General features: G+C 66.2%; 18 protein-coding genes. 6 read left to right on the top strand and 12 right to left on the bottom strand.

Going from position 1 to position 17,723, the window contains the following annotated elements; translation table 11 throughout:
* Positions 1 to 44 precede the first annotated feature (44 nt).
* The 9 genes from GSQ92_RS03760 to GSQ92_RS03720 form a co-directional block, all read right to left on the bottom strand.
* Complete coding sequence (locus GSQ92_RS03760; RefSeq protein WP_158802105.1) at positions 45 to 353, bottom strand: hypothetical protein; 309 nt, start codon at positions 351 to 353, stop codon at positions 45 to 47.
* Positions 354 to 447: 94 nt separating this feature from the next.
* Complete coding sequence (locus GSQ92_RS03755; RefSeq protein ID WP_158802104.1) at positions 448 to 1,239, bottom strand: MBL fold metallo-hydrolase; 792 nt, start codon at positions 1,237 to 1,239, stop codon at positions 448 to 450.
* Entirely contained in the window at positions 1,236 to 2,039 is an 804-nt protein-coding gene (locus GSQ92_RS03750; protein WP_158802395.1) for a TatD family hydrolase, read from the bottom strand. The genes GSQ92_RS03755 and GSQ92_RS03750 overlap by 4 nt, the downstream gene beginning before the upstream one ends.
* Before the next feature lie 682 nt (positions 2,040 to 2,721).
* Positions 2,722 to 4,263, bottom strand: coding sequence for a methionine--tRNA ligase (metG, locus tag GSQ92_RS03745; RefSeq protein WP_158802103.1), 1,542 nt, complete (start codon positions 4,261 to 4,263; stop codon positions 2,722 to 2,724).
* Positions 4,260 to 5,246, bottom strand: a complete 987-nt coding sequence (locus GSQ92_RS03740) for a DNA polymerase III subunit delta' (RefSeq protein ID WP_158802102.1) — start codon at positions 5,244 to 5,246, stop codon at positions 4,260 to 4,262. Before GSQ92_RS03740 ends, metG begins: the two co-directional genes overlap by 4 nt.
* Positions 5,243 to 5,902, bottom strand: a complete 660-nt coding sequence (gene tmk, locus GSQ92_RS03735) for a dTMP kinase (RefSeq protein WP_158802101.1) — start codon at positions 5,900 to 5,902, stop codon at positions 5,243 to 5,245. Before tmk ends, GSQ92_RS03740 begins: the two co-directional genes overlap by 4 nt.
* Complete coding sequence (locus tag GSQ92_RS03730) at positions 5,895 to 7,154, bottom strand: D-alanyl-D-alanine carboxypeptidase family protein (RefSeq protein ID WP_158802100.1); 1,260 nt, start codon at positions 7,152 to 7,154, stop codon at positions 5,895 to 5,897. The genes tmk and GSQ92_RS03730 overlap by 8 nt, the downstream gene beginning before the upstream one ends.
* Positions 7,155 to 7,182: 28 nt before the next feature.
* Positions 7,183 to 8,064, bottom strand: a complete 882-nt coding sequence (locus tag GSQ92_RS03725) for an SPOR domain-containing protein (RefSeq protein ID WP_254065562.1) — start codon at positions 8,062 to 8,064, stop codon at positions 7,183 to 7,185.
* Positions 8,064 to 9,038 carry a lytic transglycosylase domain-containing protein gene (locus GSQ92_RS03720; RefSeq protein WP_158802098.1) on the bottom strand — a complete coding sequence of 325 codons (975 nt, stop codon included), beginning with the start codon at positions 9,036 to 9,038 and terminating at the stop codon, positions 8,064 to 8,066. The genes GSQ92_RS03725 and GSQ92_RS03720 overlap by 1 nt, the downstream gene beginning before the upstream one ends.
* A 374-nt stretch (positions 9,039 to 9,412) precedes the next feature.
* On the opposite strand from GSQ92_RS03720, the gene map reads away from it, so the two are divergent.
* Positions 9,413 to 10,213 carry a type I methionyl aminopeptidase gene (gene map / locus GSQ92_RS03715; protein ID WP_158802097.1) on the top strand — a complete coding sequence of 267 codons (801 nt, stop codon included), beginning with the start codon at positions 9,413 to 9,415 and terminating at the stop codon, positions 10,211 to 10,213.
* Positions 10,214 to 10,414: 201 nt separating this feature from the next.
* Here the strand turns inward: map and GSQ92_RS03710 are convergent, their stop codons facing one another.
* Complete coding sequence (locus GSQ92_RS03710; protein ID WP_158802096.1) at positions 10,415 to 10,984, bottom strand: TetR/AcrR family transcriptional regulator; 570 nt, start codon at positions 10,982 to 10,984, stop codon at positions 10,415 to 10,417.
* Positions 10,985 to 11,068: 84 nt separating this feature from the next.
* Here GSQ92_RS03710 and GSQ92_RS03705 point away from each other — a divergent pair, with 84 nt between their 5' ends.
* Positions 11,069 to 11,845: a glucose 1-dehydrogenase gene (locus GSQ92_RS03705; protein ID WP_158802095.1), complete on the top strand. Its 777-nt coding sequence runs from the start codon at positions 11,069 to 11,071 to the stop codon at positions 11,843 to 11,845.
* A 104-nt stretch (positions 11,846 to 11,949) separates the two neighbouring features.
* A complete protein-coding gene (locus GSQ92_RS03700) occupies positions 11,950 to 12,777 on the top strand; it encodes an SDR family NAD(P)-dependent oxidoreductase (protein ID WP_158802094.1) in 828 nt (275 codons plus the stop codon).
* On the opposite strand, the gene GSQ92_RS03695 is transcribed toward GSQ92_RS03700, so the two are convergent.
* Together GSQ92_RS03695 and GSQ92_RS03690 are read right to left on the bottom strand one after the other, a co-directional pair.
* Positions 12,774 to 13,724 carry an SDR family oxidoreductase gene (locus GSQ92_RS03695; RefSeq protein ID WP_158802093.1) on the bottom strand — a complete coding sequence of 317 codons (951 nt, stop codon included), beginning with the start codon at positions 13,722 to 13,724 and terminating at the stop codon, positions 12,774 to 12,776. The genes GSQ92_RS03700 and GSQ92_RS03695 overlap by 4 nt on opposite strands.
* Positions 13,725 to 13,752: 28 nt before the next feature.
* Positions 13,753 to 14,235 (bottom strand): hypothetical protein, encoded by a 483-nt coding sequence (locus GSQ92_RS03690; RefSeq protein ID WP_158802092.1) that lies wholly within the window; start codon positions 14,233 to 14,235, stop codon positions 13,753 to 13,755.
* A gap of 157 nt (positions 14,236 to 14,392) precedes the next feature.
* On the opposite strand from GSQ92_RS03690, the gene GSQ92_RS03685 reads away from it, so the two are divergent.
* The 3 genes from GSQ92_RS03685 to GSQ92_RS03675 all read left to right on the top strand — a co-directional run bounded on the left by GSQ92_RS03685 (position 14,393) and on the right by GSQ92_RS03675 (position 17,632).
* Positions 14,393 to 14,971, top strand: a complete 579-nt coding sequence (locus tag GSQ92_RS03685; protein ID WP_158802091.1) for a YqaA family protein — start codon at positions 14,393 to 14,395, stop codon at positions 14,969 to 14,971.
* 116 nt (positions 14,972 to 15,087) lie between these two features.
* The gene (locus tag GSQ92_RS03680) at positions 15,088 to 15,765 is read left to right on the top strand and encodes an NAD(P)H-dependent oxidoreductase (RefSeq protein ID WP_158802090.1); all 678 of its coding nucleotides are present in this window, start codon (positions 15,088 to 15,090) and stop codon (positions 15,763 to 15,765) included.
* A 4-nt stretch (positions 15,766 to 15,769) separates the two neighbouring features.
* A complete protein-coding gene (locus GSQ92_RS03675) occupies positions 15,770 to 17,632 on the top strand; it encodes a monovalent cation:proton antiporter-2 (CPA2) family protein (RefSeq protein ID WP_158802089.1) in 1,863 nt (620 codons plus the stop codon).
* Positions 17,633 to 17,723: the final 91 nt, after the last annotated feature.

Below are 17,723 nucleotides of genomic sequence, written 5' to 3'. Positions count from 1 at the left end.
CCGGAAGTTCATGGCGCGTATCGCCCGCACTACAACGGACCCGCTCAGCTGCGCCAGCGGCGGGTGCGGCTGCCCCTGGGACCGGAGAGGCTGACAGCGCCGCCGAAGAGCACTAGGCCGATGGCTGTGGGAACCAGCCAGCCGGGCCGCTGCAGCACGGGCACAGCGACCTGGTCCCAAATCCAGGGCGACAAAGCGCGCCGGACGAAGGACTGGGCCACGGGAAGCCACGTCGTATCCACCATCCCGATCAGGGCGGCGAGCGACATATCCGGCGGCCAGATGGTGGCCACGGCAAAAGCAGCGACCAGAAAGGCCGCCGCGAGCACTGCGAGGATACGTGTTGCGATCACGGGCTCAGTCTACCCGCCCGCGACATCGCGGCATAGTGCGAAGCGCGTTTTCGGGCGGGATTCGATGTCGATTTGGTGCCCCTCGGCGGAGGCTCTACCGCGCGATGGCGATTTCCATGCCGTCATAGGCCGGCTCTATGCCCAGCGGCAGGTTGCGCATCATCCAGCCCCAATCCATGTCGTTTCCCATATGGGTGAGAATCGTGCGTTTCGGTCCCAGCTTGGCGACCCATTCCTCAATCAGCGCGGGCCAGGCATGAGTCCGATGCGGGTCGCGCTGGAAGCAATCCACCAGCCAGGTCTCCACCCCCTCCAACGCTCGCCAGGCGGCGTCATCGAGCGCGACGACATCTGTGCAATAGGCGAAGCGCCCGATGCGCAGACCGAGCGAGGTCGAGAAGCCGTGGTCCTGGTTGAAAACCTCGATCGACATGCCGGCAAGCGTGATGCGGTCACCCGGCGTGATGATCTCGGGTTCCAGGGCCGGGCGAATGAAGCTCGGCGGCCGCCAGGGCAGGAAAGCGTAATCGAAGCGTAGCCGTAGCGCCTCCATGGTCGCGGCGTCCGTGCGCAGAGGCATGGGCTGGTTGATGATGCGGTTGAGAATCCGCAGGTCGTCGAGGCCGGTGATGTGATCGGCGTGGGCATGGGTGATCAGCACCGCATCGACCTGCGGGATCGCATTGTCGATGAGCTGGTTCCGCATGTCGGGCCCGGTGTCGATCAGGATGCGCCGGCCGTCGTCGCCTTCGAGGATGATGCTCGCGCGGGTCCGCCGGTTGCGGCGTTCGGACGGGTCGCAGGCGCCCCAATCCCCTCGCCCATCGGCACCGCCGACCATTGGCACCCCGGCCGAGCCGCCGCATCCCAGCACGACGGCCCTCACGCCTGGACGCCCTGGGTCTTCGGATAGAGCCGCCGGAAATTCGCGGTGGTCAGCGCCGCCAGGGCCTCAGCCGTCAGGCCGCGTACCTCCGCCAGAGTCGCGGCGGTATGGGCCACCCAGGCGGGTTCGTTGCGCTTGCCGCGCTTGGGCGCCGGGGCGAGGTAAGGCGCATCGGTTTCGACGAGGATGCGGTCGGGCGGCATGTCGCGGGCGATCTCCCGCAGTTCGATGGATTTCGGGAAGGTCAGAATGCCGGAGAAGCTCACATAGCCTCCCAACTTGATGGCAGTCTCGGCGAGCGCCCGGCCGGAGCTGAAGCAATGTAAGAGGAAATCGAAGGGACCCCCGGCAGTACGCTCTTCTTGCAGGATTTTCGCGATATCGGCATCGGCGTCCCGAGCATGGATGGCGACCGCGACACCAGCGTCACGGGCCGCGCGGATATGGGCGCGGAAGCCGGCTTGCTGCACCTCATGCGGCGCGGTTTCGTAAAAGTAGTCCAGCCCGGTCTCGCCGATGCCAACCACCTTCGGGTGGCGCGTCATTGCCACAAGATCAGCGGGTTCCGGGATGGGCTCCTCATGGGCGTGCTGCGGGTGGATGCCGACGCTGCACCACAGGCCAGGATGCCCCGCCACCAAATCGAGGATGCGTCGCGATTGAGCGAGGCTGGTGCCGATCGAGACCATCTCGCCAACGCCGGCCGCGCGAGCGCGCGCGATGACGTCGGGAAATTCCTCAGGCTTGAAGTAGTCGAGGTGGCAGTGTGAATCGATCAGTAGGGGCGGCCGATCCGGCATCATAACGTCCATCGGGCGATAACAGTACCTTTACGATGTCGGCGCCAGAAGAACCTCTCACAGGAGGTATCTCATGACCAACCAAGCCATCCGCGGACACGACTGATCCGGCGGTGTCGGCTCTTACGACATGTCACCGGGAAGGGGAAATGAGGTCGTTCCGCCGTTCGTCCCGGATCCGCCCAAGGGGCAAAGGGATGAGATGAGTAACGGGGCGGTTTGGAACGGTGATCTACCTGCGCCACAGCCCGTCTCTTACGTGCCGACCCCCTTCGGTCGCGCGCCGGTCCTGGGACCCGTCGTTCACTATCCTGTGCCGCATCCTGTGCAGCTGCTCCCGCAGGACCCGCAGCCCCCCCTCCTGAGTGCGCACTCAATCCAGCTTTTGGCCGGAGTTATGCCGCTATTCAGACGTCGGCCCGATAACCGCTTCACGCTACGGGAGTTGATGGAAGCGTGCGATATAAACGAGACCGGCAGAGCGACATTTCGCAATCAAGCCTACAACAATTTTCATGCACGAATAACGAAACTATTCAGTCAAGCCGAGGCGGCCAACTTGCAACTGCCATTCGTAAAATACCAACAGGGGCACTACGCGTTTTATGGTCTACGGCCAGGGGCTTAAGCCGGGCATTGCGGCAGAAGCGATCCTGCTGGAGGAAAGTTCAAGGCCGGCGGGTCAACAAACCGCTTCCGCCACAAAACGTGGAAAGATGCCGTGCGGTGGTGGGAGCAGAGTGCCGTCCGCCATCGGCAGGGCGAGAACCGCAAGGCTGCGCGCGTCAGGCTGAACACCGAGCTGGTCGAGCATCCGCCCCATGCTTTCGGGCATGAAGGGTTGCAGCACGGTCGCCACGATGCGGATGACCTCGGCCAACACGCGCAATACCTCGCCCATGCGGGTCTCGTCGATCTTCTTGAGCGCCCAGGGTGCCTGGTGGTCGATATAGCCGTTGCCGGCGCGGATAACGCGCCAGACCTCCTCCAGCGCCTCGTGGAAGGCCTGGCGATCGATCGCGGTGCCCACCAGCGTCACCAGGTCTCTCGCATGATCGAGGATCGCCTGATCGGCATGGGCGGGCGCGCCGGGCATGGACGGCAGGCGTCCGCCGCAGTTGCGCGCGATCATCGAGAGACTGCGCTGGGCGAGGTTGCCTAGGTCATTCGCCAGGTCAATATTAAGCCGTGAGATCAGCGCCTTGCGGCTGAAATCTCCATCATTTCCGTAAGGCATTTCGCGGAGGAAGAAAAAGCGAACAGGATCGAGCCCGAACTCCGCGATAAGCGCGGCCGGCTCGATCACATTGCCGATCGACTTGCTCATCTTCTCGCCCTCCACAGTCCACCAGCCATTGGCCGAAACGCGGTGCGTCACGGGCAGGCCGGCCGCCATGAGGAAAGCTGGCCAGTAGACGGCGTGGAAGCGGATGATGTCCTTGCCGACCATGTGCAGATTAGCGGGCCAGAAGCGCCAACGCTCGGCGCTTTCATCCGGGTAGCCGGCGGCGGTGATGTAGTTGGTCAGCGCGTCGAGCCAGACATACATGACATGGTCAGGGTCGCCCGGCACCTCGACGCCCCAGCGGAAGCTGGTGCGGCTGACGGAGAGGTCGTTGAGGCCGCCGCGCACGAAGCTCAGCACCTCACGATGCTGGGCATGCGGCGCGATGAAATCCGGATGCGCCTCGTAGAAGGCGAGCAGCCGGTCTTGCCAGGCGGAGAGGCGGAAGAAATAGGAAGGTTCGCGCACCCATTCCACCGGAGCGCCCGTCGGTGCCACCCGAACGCCATGGACGTTCGTTGCAAGCTCGTCCTCGGCATAGAAGGCTTCGTCGCGGACGGCGTACCAGCCTTCGTAATGCCCGAGATAGATATCGCCGGATTCCACCAGCTTGGACCAGAGTGCCGCGCAGGCCGCCTTGTGCCGAGGCTCCGTGGTGCGGATGAAATCGTCGTTCGAAATGCCGCAGGTCGCGGCCATGGCTTCGAACTCGGCGGCGATACGGTCGGTGAAAGCCTGCGGCTCGAGGCCGGCATCCTGCGCCGCCTTCTCGACCTTCTGGCCGTGCTCGTCCGTGCCCGTCAGGAAAAAGACGTCGCGGCCCTGAAGGCGTTTCCACCGCGCCACGACATCGGCGGCGATCGAGGTATAGGCGTGGCCGATATGGGGCGCGCCGTTGACATAATAGATCGGCGTCGTGACGTAGAATGTTTCGGTCATTGCTCTGCCATCAAGCTCAGCCCTGCGAGAACCGCCTGGCGACGGTCGAGGCTGAAACGTTCCGTCTCCTCCTGCAACCGCGTGAGGCCCTGCCATACCCCACCCCACCGTTCAAGGGAACGCGGCGCGGCGCCTGCGCCGCTGCGCGCCCCCTGGCGCACTTCGGCGGATACGACTTGACGCAGCATATCCATGAACAGCGTGAAGGCTTCCTCGTCGCGCCCGATCTCGTCCGCCACCGCCAAAGCGGCGGCCGCGGCGGGGGGTGCAGCCAGGATCCGCGCGACACGTTCCGCCATCGCGGGCCCGTCACCTTCCGCCAGGGCCAAAGCGCGGCCAGGGGAGCCTTCGGCGAGCCGTGCGAGACGGCTCCGGTCGGGCGAGGGCATGTCAGGCAAATAGCGCGACAGTAGGATTTCTGTCTCACTGTCCGCGAGCGGTGAGAGCCGCAATCGGCGGCACCGGCTGCGGATGGTAGCTGGCAATCGCCCCGGCGCGTGGCAGGTGAGGAGCATCATCGCCCCTTGCGGCGGCTCCTCCAGCAGCTTCAACAGCGCGTTCGCGGCATTGGGATTCATATCCTCGGCGCCATCGACAATGACGATCCGCCAGCCGCCCTCACCCGGCGTCAGCCGCAGGAAACGCGACACTTCCCGCACCTCATCGACGACGATCTCCTGCCGCATTCGCTTGCGCTTGTCGTCCATGCCGCGCTCGACGGTCATGAGATCGGCATGAGTTCCGGCCGCGACGCGGCGGAACACTGGGTCGGCGGGATCGACCTTGAGACTGGCTCCGGCAGTTCCACGCGCGAGCAGAAAGCGGGCGAAGCGATAGGCCAGCGTCGCCTTGCCAATTCCCTCGGTGCCCGTGAGGAGCCAGGCGTGATGCAGCCGTCCCGCCGCGCGCGCCTCGACGAGCGCTCGCTCAGCCGTTTCCTGCCCGATGAGGTCGGGATTGGCACGGGGCGCGGGCGCGCTCATCCGACACCGAGGCGCTCACGCAGCAATGCGCGGATCTCCAGTTGCAGCGTCTTCACCGGCCGGTCAGCGGGAACCAGCACACAGCGCTCGGGACAGGCAGCGGCGATGGCGCGAAACGCCTCCGCTACGGCGGTAAAGAAGGGCAGGCCGAGGGCTTCGTAGCGGTCCAGCCCGCCGCCGCGCCGGACCAGCCGCCGCATCGCTTGCTCGGCTGGGAGATCGAGCACGAAGGTCAGATCGGGCGGGAGAGCGATGAGCGCCGTGAGGGCCTCGACAGCGGCGATACCTGCACCGAGCACATGGCCCTGATAGGCCAGCGTGGAGTCCGTATAGCGGTCGCAGACGACATGCCGACCCTCGAAAAGCCGTGGCCGGATCAGCGTCGCCACATGATCCGCGCGGGCGGCGAAATGCAGCATGGCCTCGGCAAGCGGCGCAAAGGGCGGCTCGCCGCCCAGCAGAAGGGCACGCAGCGCCTCGGCCCCCGGCGACCCGCCGGGCTCGCGCGTGATGGCCACGGGGAAGCCGTCTAGATCCAGCGTGGCCGCCAACAGCCGGGCCTGGGTGGACTTGCCGCTGCCCTCGCCGCCCTCGAACGTGATGAAGCGGCCGCACGGAACCGGATCTTCGGGGCGGAGAGGCTCGGTCTCAGGCACCGGTCACGAAATGCTTGGCGCGTTCGAGGGCGCGGCCCGGCAGCCCGAGACGAGGCACATCGACCATCGCGACCAGCGCCGCCGTGGCCGATCCCTGCCCGCTTGGGATGCCCGGACCGCTCAGGCTGAGCTGGCCGATCTTCTGGCCGCGCAGGATCGGCGCGGGCACGGGTGCCGCGTAGTCCACCGCGATCTTCGCGGAGTTCCGCCAGCCCTGCGGCAGCGTAACCACCGCCGGCTTATCGACGGTGAGCCCAACGGTGCGGGTCTCGCCCAGCCACACCGGGGCGAGAACCACCTGCTGACCGGCGGTAAACAGCGGCACGTCCTCGAAGTTGTTGAAAGCCCAATCCATCAGCCGCTTGGATTCCGTGACCCGGCTGTTCCAGCTCGGCAGGCCATTGAGCACGACCAGTACCCGGCGGTCGTTGCGCTTTGTCGTGCCGGCGAGCGAATAGCCGCCCTCCTCCGTGTGACCAGTCTTCAGCCCGTCGCCCAGACCGGCGGTGACCAGCGGGTTGCGGTTGGGCTGGCTAATCTTGTTGTAGGTGAAGGTCTGCTCGCCGGCGTAATGATAATAATCCGGAAAATCGCGGAGAATGGCGACGCTTAGCGTCGCGATGTCCCGCGCCGACATGACATGGCCATCCGCCGGCCAGCCCGAGGCATTGACGAAATGCGACGCGGTCAGGCCGAGCTTCTTGGCCTGCTCGTTCATCATCGCGGCGAAGGAATCCTCGGAACCGGCGATGCCCTCGGCCAGCGCCACCGCCGCGTCATTACCGGAATCGACGAAGACGCCGCGGATGAGATCCTCGATCGAGATATTGGTGCCGACCTGGATGAACATCCGGGAGCCGCCCATGTGCCAGGCGTGCTCGCTGACCAGGAAGGTCTGGTCGAGACGGAGCTTGCCTTCCTTAAGGTGCTGGAAGGTGATGTAGATCGTCATCAGCTTGGTCAGCGAGGATGGCGGGCTCGGCGTGTCCGGGCTTTTCTCCAGCAGCACCGCGCCGGTGTTCACGTCGATGATGATGGCTTCGCTCGCCACCGTATCGAGCGGTCCGATCGGCGTGGTCGCGGGCGTCGAGACACCGGCGGCGCCGTTGGTGGTCGGTCCCCCCTCATCGCCGGAAGCGTTGCCCGAAGTGCCACCGACCATGGCCGAATGTTTACGCTTCGCCCAGGCTGGGGCAGCGGCGACAGTGGCGAGTGCGGCGGCGGAAGCGAGCCAGAGGCGGCGCGTATGCATGGGACGATCCCGTTCGTGGCGGCGCGGCTTAGCGCACGGTGATGGTCGCGTCGACGCCGCCGGCCTGCAGCGTGGCGGCGAGTGCCTGGTCCGCCTGCGCGACGGCGGGATAGGGGCCTGACTGGACTGCGTACAGGGTCCGTCCCTCGCCGGTGAAGACGATCACTTGGGCATTCCCCAGCCCCGCCAGTCGCGCGGCCATGCGCGAGGCATCGTAGCGGCGGCCGAAGGAACCGTTCTGGACATAGATCCCGCCAGGCTCGGGCGGAACTTGTGTCAACGTGACCGGCAGGCTCAGCGGCGGAGGCGGCGGCGCGAGGAGACCGCCGCTCGATTGGTCGGTTTCGCCGATGGACAGGCCGCCACCGGAGGCAACCCCCGGCGGAGGCGCAAGGCTGGCCGCCTGGAAGCTCTCCACGGGCGCTGCCGCGATCTTGATCCCGGCGCCAAGATGGTCGGCGAGCGCCTCGCTTGGTCCCTGCTGGACCGTCACCCGGACTTCCGCCGCGCCGTCTTCCGGAATCCCGAGCAGGCGAGCGGCCTTCGGCGTCACCGCGATGATGCGGCCAGGATCCTCTGGACCACGGTCATTGAGCCGCAGAAGAAGCTGCCGCCCGGTCTGAAGGTTGGTCACTTGCACGATGACGGGAAGCTGCAGGATCTGGCTGGCGCCGGCCATGGCATTGGGGTCGTAAGCCTCGCCATCGGTCGTTAGATCCGGCGCATCGTCGCCATAGACCGAGGCGAGGCCGGTGCGGTCATAGCCGAAATCCTCGCGCGGATAGTGCCACACGCCGCGTGCCTCGTAGCCCTGGCCGATGACGTAGCTTGGACCTGGTGCCTCGACCGACGGCTGATGCGCGCAGCCGATCATCCCGAGCAGCAGCGCCAGCGCGGCGCCCGCTTTCATCACGTAACGATGTCGCCCAGCAGGCCGACCGATAGGGCGTAGAAATCGGAGGGGTTATACCGGCGGATGACCTTGAAGTTGGGATAGACCAGGTAGCTGTCGCCGCCGACGCCATCCGGCAGAATGAGGCGCGCGGGGAGCGACGCATAAGCCGCCGGCGCACGTGGCAAGCGGCGGACCCCCATGCTGAGCCACGAGCCGAGCGGCTGCGCCTGATCGGGATCGATGCCGGCCGGCTGGATATTCGGACCGAGCACCACCTGCTCGCCCCAGGGCTCGCCGGCATGCCAGCCCGATTTCCTCAGATAATTGGCGATCGAGGCGAGGCTGTCGGGCGTGCTCGTCCAGATATTCGGACGCCCCTGCCCTTCGTAGTCCACCGCGAGCTTCAGATAGACGCTCGGCATGAATTGCGGCTGGCCCATCGCACCCGCGTAGCTGCCGGTCATGCCCTGCGGCGAGATGGCGCCGCGGTCGAGGATATGCAGGGCCGCGATCAGCTCGGAGCGGAAATAGGCGCCACGATGGCTGGCCCAGCCGAGTGTCGCCAGCGCCTGCACCACCGAGAAACCGCCGGTGTTCTGGCCGTAATTCGTCTCGAGTCCCCAGATGCCCATGATGACGCCCGGATCGACATTGAAACGGCCGCGAATCGCGGCAAGCAAGCCGCTCGCCGCCGCGTAATTCTGCCGCCCGTTGGCCACGCGCGTCGCGGAAAGCCGCGCCGCCGCATATTGCGCCCAGGTCTGGGTGAATTCCGGCTGCCTGTTGATGAGCTCTATGCACTTCTCGTTAGGTTGCAGCCCGTAAAGTGTCGCGCGCCGGGTCGCGTAGCTGATCCCGGCGGCCATCGCCTGGCGATCGACTGAGACGAGATAATCCTGAAACGCTCCAGCCGCGTCGGCGCGCGAAATGCCTACCAGGGAGGCCGCGCCTGCGGCTGAGAGCAGGGTAAGAATCCGGCGGCGGTGCATGGGGGCTGTCTGCCAGAGCCGGGGCCACGGAGCAACCGGCATGCCGAGTCGCACTTCGCGATTGTTGAAAGATGGGAGCTAAGGATATCTCTGGGTGCAGGTGCCCACTCCATCACGTCATGCTCGGCGAAGGCCGGGCATCCACGCCTTCCTCGTTCCTCGAAGGCAAGGCGCGGATGGCACGAGGTGGCCCGCACGCCTTCGCGTGCCACGGCGGATATTTTGGGATCGCGGTTCAGCGGCACCGCCAATTTCAAGACCCCGCCCCGCAAACACGGGACGCGACGCCGCCCCGCGTCAACGCACTTGTGTGTCGGCCAGCCGCCGCGCATTTTGGGAGACCGCCTGACGGAGCGGAGACGGAGAATCGGACTATGGACGGCGAGACGGACTCACGGCGCATCACTCTCTACAGCCCCGAGGCTTTCGCCGGCATGCGGCTGGCCGGGCGGCTGGCCGCCGAGGCGCTGGACATGATCGCCGAACATGTCGTTCCCGGCGTTACGACTGAAGCCCTGAACACGCTCTGCCACGACTTCATGGTGGAGCGCGAAGCCGTCCCTGCGACGCTGAACTATCGCGGCTATCCGAAATCGATCTGCACCTCGATCAACCATGTCGTCTGCCACGGCATACCGGGCGAGCGGCGGCTGGAGGATGGCGATATCCTCAATATCGACATCACCGCGATCCTCGACGGCTATTACGGCGACACCAGCCGCATGTACATCGCGGGCTCGGCGAGCACGCGGGCGAAGCGGCTCATCGACGTGACCTATGAGGCGATGATGCGGGGTGTTCGCGCCGTAAAGCCGGGCGCCACGCTGGGCGACATCGGCCACGCGATTCAGAGCTATGTCGAGCCGCAGCGCCTTAGCGTGGTGCGTGATTTCTGCGGCCACGGCATCGGCCGCCGCTTCCACGAGCCGCCAAACGTGCTGCATTATGGCCGCCCCCATGAAGGGCTGACGCTTCGGTCGGGCATGGTCTTCACCATCGAGCCCATGGTCAATGCCGGCCGACACGAGGTGAAGATCCTCGACGACGGCTGGACTGCCGTGACCCGCGACCGCAGCCTCTCGGCGCAGTTCGAACATATGATCGGCGTGACGGAGACCGGCTGCGAGATCTTCACGCTCTCCCCGGCCGGGATGACCAAACCGCCTTACGTTTGATCTTGGGCAAGCTGTCTTTGGTTTGAGCCGTCCTCGTTCCACCACGCACGCTTAAGCCACCATGTCATGCTCGGCGAAGGCCGAACATCCACGCCCTCGCTCGCGTGACAAAGGCAAGGCGTGGATGGCGCGCGGGGGCCGCCCCGCCTTCGGTGCCATGACGGAGCATTGGGTCGCGGTTCAACACCTGATCGTGACGCCTTAGCCCTGATCCGCGGCGAAGGTTTCGCGCAGGAATACCCTCGCGGTTTCGAGGATCTCCTCTGACAGCCCATCATCGGAAACCGCGCGCGCCAGGGTGAGGGCACCGACCAATGTGCTCAGGGTGACAATCGCGCCATCGCGCTTCGCCATGCCCTCCGGCGCCGTGACGCCTATCTCGAGTGACCGCAGACGTCGCTCGATCCGTTCGGTGAACAGCGTGCGCGTTTCGGCAACGGCGCGGCCAACATCGCAGGACAATGCGGCAATCGGGCAGCCATCGCCCGGATTGTCCCGATGCCCCGGGCTCAGGTAGGCGTCGATCCCCTCGGCCAGGCTCTCCCGTGCCTCGACGCGCGCCTCGCTCTCCGCCATCGCGACGCCCATTGCTTCCCGCACCAGCGCCTCGCGGCTGTCGAAGTGTTTGTAGAAGCCGCCGACCGTCAGTTCGGCCTCATTCATGAGGTCGGCGACGCTTAATCCCTCCAGCCCCTGCTCGCGAAAACGGCGCGCCGCGATCGAGACCAGGCGATCATGCGTCGCGGCCTTCTGTGCCCTTGAATGACCCATATGCAAAACCTCGATAGCGCCGCTGATTGACCAACCTGGATTATGGTCATAATCCAGGTTGCACGCAATCCAAAGGAGGATCCCATGCGGCTCACGAACAAGACGGCCCTGATTACCGGCGGCAATAGCGGCATCGGGCTCGCGACCGCCCGGCTCTTCATCGCCGAGGGTGCGCGGGTCGCCATTACCGGCCGCAACCAGAAGACGCTCGATGAGGTGGCCGCCGAACTCGGGTCCAACGCCTTTGCCGTGCGCGCCGATGTCGGGGATGTCGCGGCGACGGAGAGCGCCATCAATCAAGCCGCGGAGCGCCTCGGCGGGCTCGACATCCTCTTTGCCAATGCCGGCATTCCCGGCGCCACGCCGCTCGGCCAGACGACTCTCGCAGCCTTTGAGGAGATCATCCGGATCAACCTCACCGGCGTCTTCTTCACCATCCAGGCCGCGCTGCCGCATTTCCGGGATGGCGGTTCGATCATCCTCAACGGCTCGGTGCATGCGGTGCTCGGCATTCCAGGCTCCTCGGCCTATGCCGCCTCGAAAGCCGGGGTGCGGGCGATGACGCGGAACCTCGCCTCCGAACTGTCGCCCCGCCGCATCCGTGTGAACCAGGTGACGCCAGGCGCGACGCGGACCCCGATCTGGGACAGTCGTGCCGGCAGCGAGGCCGCGATGGCCGCGCTCGATGCGCGCATGTCGGCCGGTATCCCGCTTGCCCGCATGGGCGAAGCGACGGAGCTGGCGCAGGCGGCGCTGTTCCTGGCCTCGGATGAGTCCCTCTACATCCAGGGCAGCGAGATCGTCGTCGATGGTGGCGCGACACAGAATCCCTGGGGTTCGCCCCTCTTCCGCGCGGCGTGAGCGCGGACCCTGGCGGTTGATGAGGTCGCCGCTCTAAACTCACGGGACGGCCGGATGACGGCCGAGGAGCATCCGATGCCCGACCCCGCCGAGCGGCGAAACCGATGAAAACCGCCATCGTGACCGGTGCGACCAGCGGCATCGGCCGCTGGATCGCGGGCGGCCTCGCCCAGGCCGGCTACCGGGTAACGCTGGTTGGGCGTGACTCCGCGCGAGGCGAGGCGGCGCAGAAATGGGTTACCGCCCGCGCCCCCGGCAGCGAGACCCGGCTTCGCCTCATCGACCTATCCTCCCTCGCCGCCACGCGCGCCTTTGCCGAGGAGGTGCTGGCGGAGGGCCGGCCCCTCGATTGCCTGGTCAACAACGCGGGCGCCTTTCTCGGGACGCGGCAAGTCACGGCCGAGGGGCATGAACGGGTCCTCGCGACGAACCACCTCTCGCCCTTCGTGCTGACTGAGGCGTTGCTGCCGGTGCTGCGGACATCAGGCGCGGCGCGCGTCGTCAATGTCGGCTCCTCGACGGCAGATCGCGGTGTGATCGATCCGGACAACCTCGAATTGACGCGGGGATGGAACCGGGTCCGCGCCTATCGCCAATCCAAGATCGCGTTGCTGATGGTGAGTCTGGATACCGCGCAGCGCCTGAAAGGCAGCGGTATCTCCGTCAATGTCGTGCATCCCGGTCTGGTCGCGACGGGGCTGGTGCGGGAGCGTGGCGTGACTGGCCTCGCTTGGCGCTTGCTCGGCAATTTCGCGCTTACCGAGGAGAAAGGTGCCGAGACGCCTCTCTTCGCCTGCATCGCTCCCGAATTGGAGGGCAAGACCGGGCTTTACCTCAAGCGCAGCAAGGCCGCGGCGGCGAACCCGGTCACGCGCGATGCGGCGCTGATGGCAAGGGTGGTTGCGGCAACGGAGAGGTTGATAGGAACCTAGGACACGATCCGGGCGCGCAGCTTCTGCAGCGCCATCTGCATGCTCCAGCGGCGCGCCCGGTGGCCGAAGGGGCCGTGCATGCCGCCTGGGATCACCGAGGGCGCGAACAATGTGCACTCCTGCAACCGCAGAGCCGCCGGATCGCGCGTGAGATTTCCCTCGATCCCGAGGCGCCGCACGATGAACCCGGTCCAGACCGGCGCCGCACGGGTCAGTAGCGAAAACAGCGACATGGTGCCGCTCACGATGACCTCGGCGCGGCCAGTGGTGGCGGCGAGATAGACCCCCTCGGCCGCGACTTCCGGCTGATAGACCGGTGGCACCGGTCTCGCCGGCCAGCCCATATGGCTCGCAGCATGGCTGAAGAACGGCGTGTTGATCGCCGGCGGGAAGACCGCGCTGAGCCGGATGCGGCTGTGCTCGATCGCGAGCTCGACCCGCAGCGCCTGGGCGAAGCCGCGCAGCGCGGCCTTGGCGCCGGAATAGGACGTCATCAGCGGCAGGCCGTGAAAGGCGACGCCCGAACAGACATTGACGATGGTGCCGCGATTGCGCGGCTGCATGGCGAGCAACGCGATCCGCGTGCCATTGACCGCGCCGAGATAGGTCACCTCGGTCACCTGGCGAAACTGATCTTCCGGCACGTCGAGGAAGCGGCCATAGACGCCGTTGCCGGCGCAATTCACCCAGGCGTCGATCGGCCCGAGGGTCGCCGCAAGATCGTCCGCGGCGTTGCCGAGGGCGGCGCTGTCGGTGACATCCGCGACGGCGGTGGCCGCCACGCCACCGGCGGCGGTGACCTCAGCCGCCGCGGCGGCGAGGCCCAGCGCGCCACGGGCGATCAGCCCGACCCGCCAGCCGCGCCGTGCGAAGAGCGTCGCCGCGCAGCGTCCGATGCCGGAGGAGCCACCGGTGATGACGACGACCCGAGGGGCGCCGGGTGTCATGCGAGAACCCGTTTGGCGGGGCCAGGTGTTACTTTGCGGGGCAGCGGACAAGCGGGCTCGGGAAGGCGGCGCAGCCGGGGAAAGCGATCGAGGTCGCGCCGCTCTTCACGACGCGTAGGATATTGCTGTCCGCGCATCCATAGTCACTCTCCGCGGTCGCGCCGGGCAGCGCGTTGGCCGAGGCAGCGGCCGCGTCTGCTGACGGCGCGAGGGTGAAGACGGTGCCCTGCGGCGTGCCGCGCACGCTTGCGATCAGATTCTGCACATAGCCGGGCTCCGTCAGCGTCGCATGCAGAACCGCATCCTGGGTCACGATGAAGGTCGGGTGGGCATTGCATTCCGCGGCCGTCATGTCCGGCGGCGCGGGATAGAGGCCGCCAGCCCAATTGCCGTAGAGCCAGGCATGCGGCGGCTGTTCGGCGGCCTGGGCATACGAAGGGAGCAAGGAAGCGCCCAGCATGCCCGCCAGAAATGCGTAGGCGGCCAGGGAGCGCGAGTGGGCACAAGACATGGTAACCTCATGACGGGAAAGCTGTCGGCGGGGCGGCCGAGTATGAGCGATCCCGCCCCGGGGCGGAAGTCGCTCCAATCTGTTGAACGGCCGGGCGCAGCGTGGCAAGTCCTCCCGCGGTGTCAGGGCGTCGCGCGCCCGAACCAGGAATGCACGCATGCTGAGACGCCTATACGACCGCATCCTCGCCTTGGCGGGGCATCCCCTCGCCGCCTGGGCACTCGCCGCGGTCGCCTTCGCGGAAGCGAGTTTTTTCCCGATCCCGCCGGATCCATTGCTGGCCGCGATGTGTCTCGCGCGGCGCGATCGCGTCTGGCGCTATGCGCTCATCTGCACCGTCGCCAGCGTCTGCGGGGGCGCGCTGGGCTATGCGATCGGTGACTTCCTGTTCAACCGGCTCGCTCAACCGGTGATCCACTTTTACCACATGGAACATGCCTTCGAGACCTTCCAGGCGAAGTTCGCGCGCTACGGCGTGGCGCTCATCCTCATCAAGGGCCTGACGCCGATCCCGTATAAGATCGTCACGATCGCGGCAGGCGCCGCCAAGTTCAGCTTCTGGCAGTTCATGGCGGCAAGCTTCGTTACACGTGGCCTTCGCTTCTTCCTGGTCGCGCTATTGCTCCGCCTGTTTGGCACGGCCGCGCGGGACTTCATCGAGAAGCGCCTGATGCTCGTCACCAGCCTGGTCGCCGCCGGCATCGTGGGCGGGTTCATCGTCCTGATTTACCTGTAGCGGCGATCGGGCGTCGCCACCATCAGCGACCCATTGTAACAAAGGATCGGCATCGCCACCGGACTGCGCCATACTGCGCGCGAGACAGAAAGGCGCGGCATGAGGGCAGTCCAAAGATGAAGTCATTCTGGCCGTTTGGCCGCCGTAAGAGGGTAATTGCCAAGCCGAGGTTGGCAGCCAGCGGCCCGTCCGGCGGCCCAGTGCTCGAGCGGCATAATCGACGAATGTTACTCATCCTGGCCCACCCGGCGCTTCAGAGATCGCGGGTCAACGCGGCGCTCTATGCCGCCGTCGCCGATATGGCGGATGACGTGACTTTCCACGACCTTTATGAATCCTACGCCGACTTTTCCATCGATGTTGAGGTGGAGCAGCAGCGGCTCGCGGACCACGACCTCATCATCCTGCAATTCCCAATGTATTGGTACGCGACCCCTGCCCTCCTCAAGGAATGGCTCGACATGGTCTGGCTGCACGGCTTCGCCTATGGCCGCAGCGGCACGCGGCTGCACGGCAAGACGCTGCTTTGCGCCGTCACCACCGGCGGCGAGCCGGAGGCTTATACCCCATCGGGCAGCAACCGTTTTCCGATCGCGGAATTCCTCCGGCCCATGGAGGCGACGGCTTACCTCTGTGGCCTCGCCTGGGCGGAGCCTTTCATCATTCACGACACTTTCCAGATCGACGACGCGGGTATCGCTATCCAAGCCGCGCGCTATCGCAAGCGGCTCGCGGAACTCATCGCGGCGCTGCCGGTGACGAACTCGGCACCAGCCACCGCGACGGCGGCCTGACGGGATGAGTACCGACACCGTCCTGATGCAGGCCCTCGTCTATCTTCTGGCGAGCGTCATCGCCGTGCCGATTGCCAAGCGCGCAGGCCTCGGCTCGGTTCTCGGCTATCTCATCGCCGGCGCGGCGATTGGCCCGTTCGCGTTGCATCTCGTAGGCAACCAGGCCGATGTCATGCGCTTCGCCGAATTCGGCGTGGTCATCCTACTGTTCCTCATTGGACTTGAGGTTCGCCCTGCGTTGCTGTGGAGCATGCGCGCCGCGATCTTCGGTCTCGGCGCGGCGCAGCTCATCGGCATCGGGCTCTGCATCGCCGCCGCCGCTATGGCGCTCGGGCTGGACTGGCGCCATGCGGCGGCGATCGGCGCCATTCTCGCGATGTCCTCCACCGCGATCGTGCTGCAGACGCTGGACGAGAAGGGGCTGCGGCGCGGTGCTGTGGGTTCAGCGGCCTTCGGCGTGCTGTTGTTCCAGGACCTCTCGGTCATTCCGTTGCTTGTTCTGCTGCCGATGCTCGCGGTGGTGCCCGTCGTTGCGGTTGCCGGCGCGGATGGCGGGCTACATGGCTGGTGGCATGCGCTGGCGGTTCTCGCGGCGGTCCTGGCGATCGTTGCCGGCGGCCGCTACCTCATCGGCCCCATCTTCCGGTTCATCGCGGCGACCCGCCTGCGCGAGATCTATACGGCGACCGCGTTGCTGCTGGTGATCGGCGTCACGGCGCTCATGCAACTCGTCGGCATGTCGCCCGCGCTCGGCGCCTTCCTCGCCGGGGTGATGCTGGCGGAGAATGAGTTCCGGCGGGAACTCGAAGCCGATATCGAGCCGTTTCGCGGGCTGCTCCTCGGGCTGTTCTTCATCACGGTCGGCGCGAGCCTCGATTTCGGGCTGCTCATGCGCCATCCTGTCCTGATCCTGGCGCTGACCCTGGGTCTCATGGCGATCAAGGCGGTGGCGATGTCCGGCATTGCCCGCGCCTTCCGGATGCCCTGGGGCGATGCCCGCACCGTCGGTGTCGCATTGTGCCAGGGCGGCGAATTCGCTTTCGTGCTGGTGGGTTTCGTGGTCGGCGCTGGAGTGTTGACGAGCGAACTCGGCCGCATGCTCAACGCGGTGGTCGCGGTTTCCATGGTGCTGACGCCCCTCGTCTTCCTGCTGCATGAGCGGTTTGGGCAGGGGAACGCAGAGGTCTCGACCGCCGCCGTGCCGGACGCTTTCGACGAGACGGCGGATGTCATCATCGCGGGCTTCGGCCGCTTTGGACAGATCGCCGGGCGCCTGATCGCCGCTAACGGTTTCCGGACTTCGCTGCTCGATGTCAGCGTGTCACAGATCGAGCTGCTGCGGCGCTTTGGCCGCCGCATCCACTACGGCGACGCGACGCGGCTCGATCTGCTGCGCGCCGCCGGCGCCGAGAAGGCGCGGCTTCTGGTGATCGCGATCGACGACCGCGAAAAGGCACTCGAACTGGTGGAAACGGCGAAGCAATACTTTCCTCAGCTCACCATCCTGGCGCGCGCCTGGGATCGCCGCCACGCCTATGAATTGCTTGATCGCGGCGCCGATGTCGTCGAGCGCGAGACTTTCGAGGGCGGTTTGGCGCTGGGACGCATCGGGCTGCAACGGCTGGGCCTGCGGGCAAATCAGGCGCTGCGGGCGGCAAATCTCTTTCGGCGGCAGGACCGCCGACTATTCGACGAGCTGATGCCGTTACGCGACGACGAGGATGGCTTCATCCTGGCCAGCCGGCAGAGTCAGGCGACCCTCGACCAACTGCTTTCGGCGGAGCTTCAGGAGTCCGTGACCTCAGATCGCGACCGCGGCTGGGACACGTCCTCGGTGGCCGAGGAGATGCGGGACGCGGCGGAATGACGGTTTAGGCCGCACGATCCTCAATGCCCGGCCGGCCTTTGGTTGGGTGGCAATCGTCTCTCGCTTCTCCGAGACGGTCGCCACCACTCTA

The organism is Acidisoma sp. S159, from assembly GCF_009766125.1.
Taxonomy (GTDB): domain Bacteria; phylum Pseudomonadota; class Alphaproteobacteria; order Acetobacterales; family Acetobacteraceae; genus Acidisoma.
This window is presented reverse-complemented; position numbering and strand designations above follow the sequence as displayed.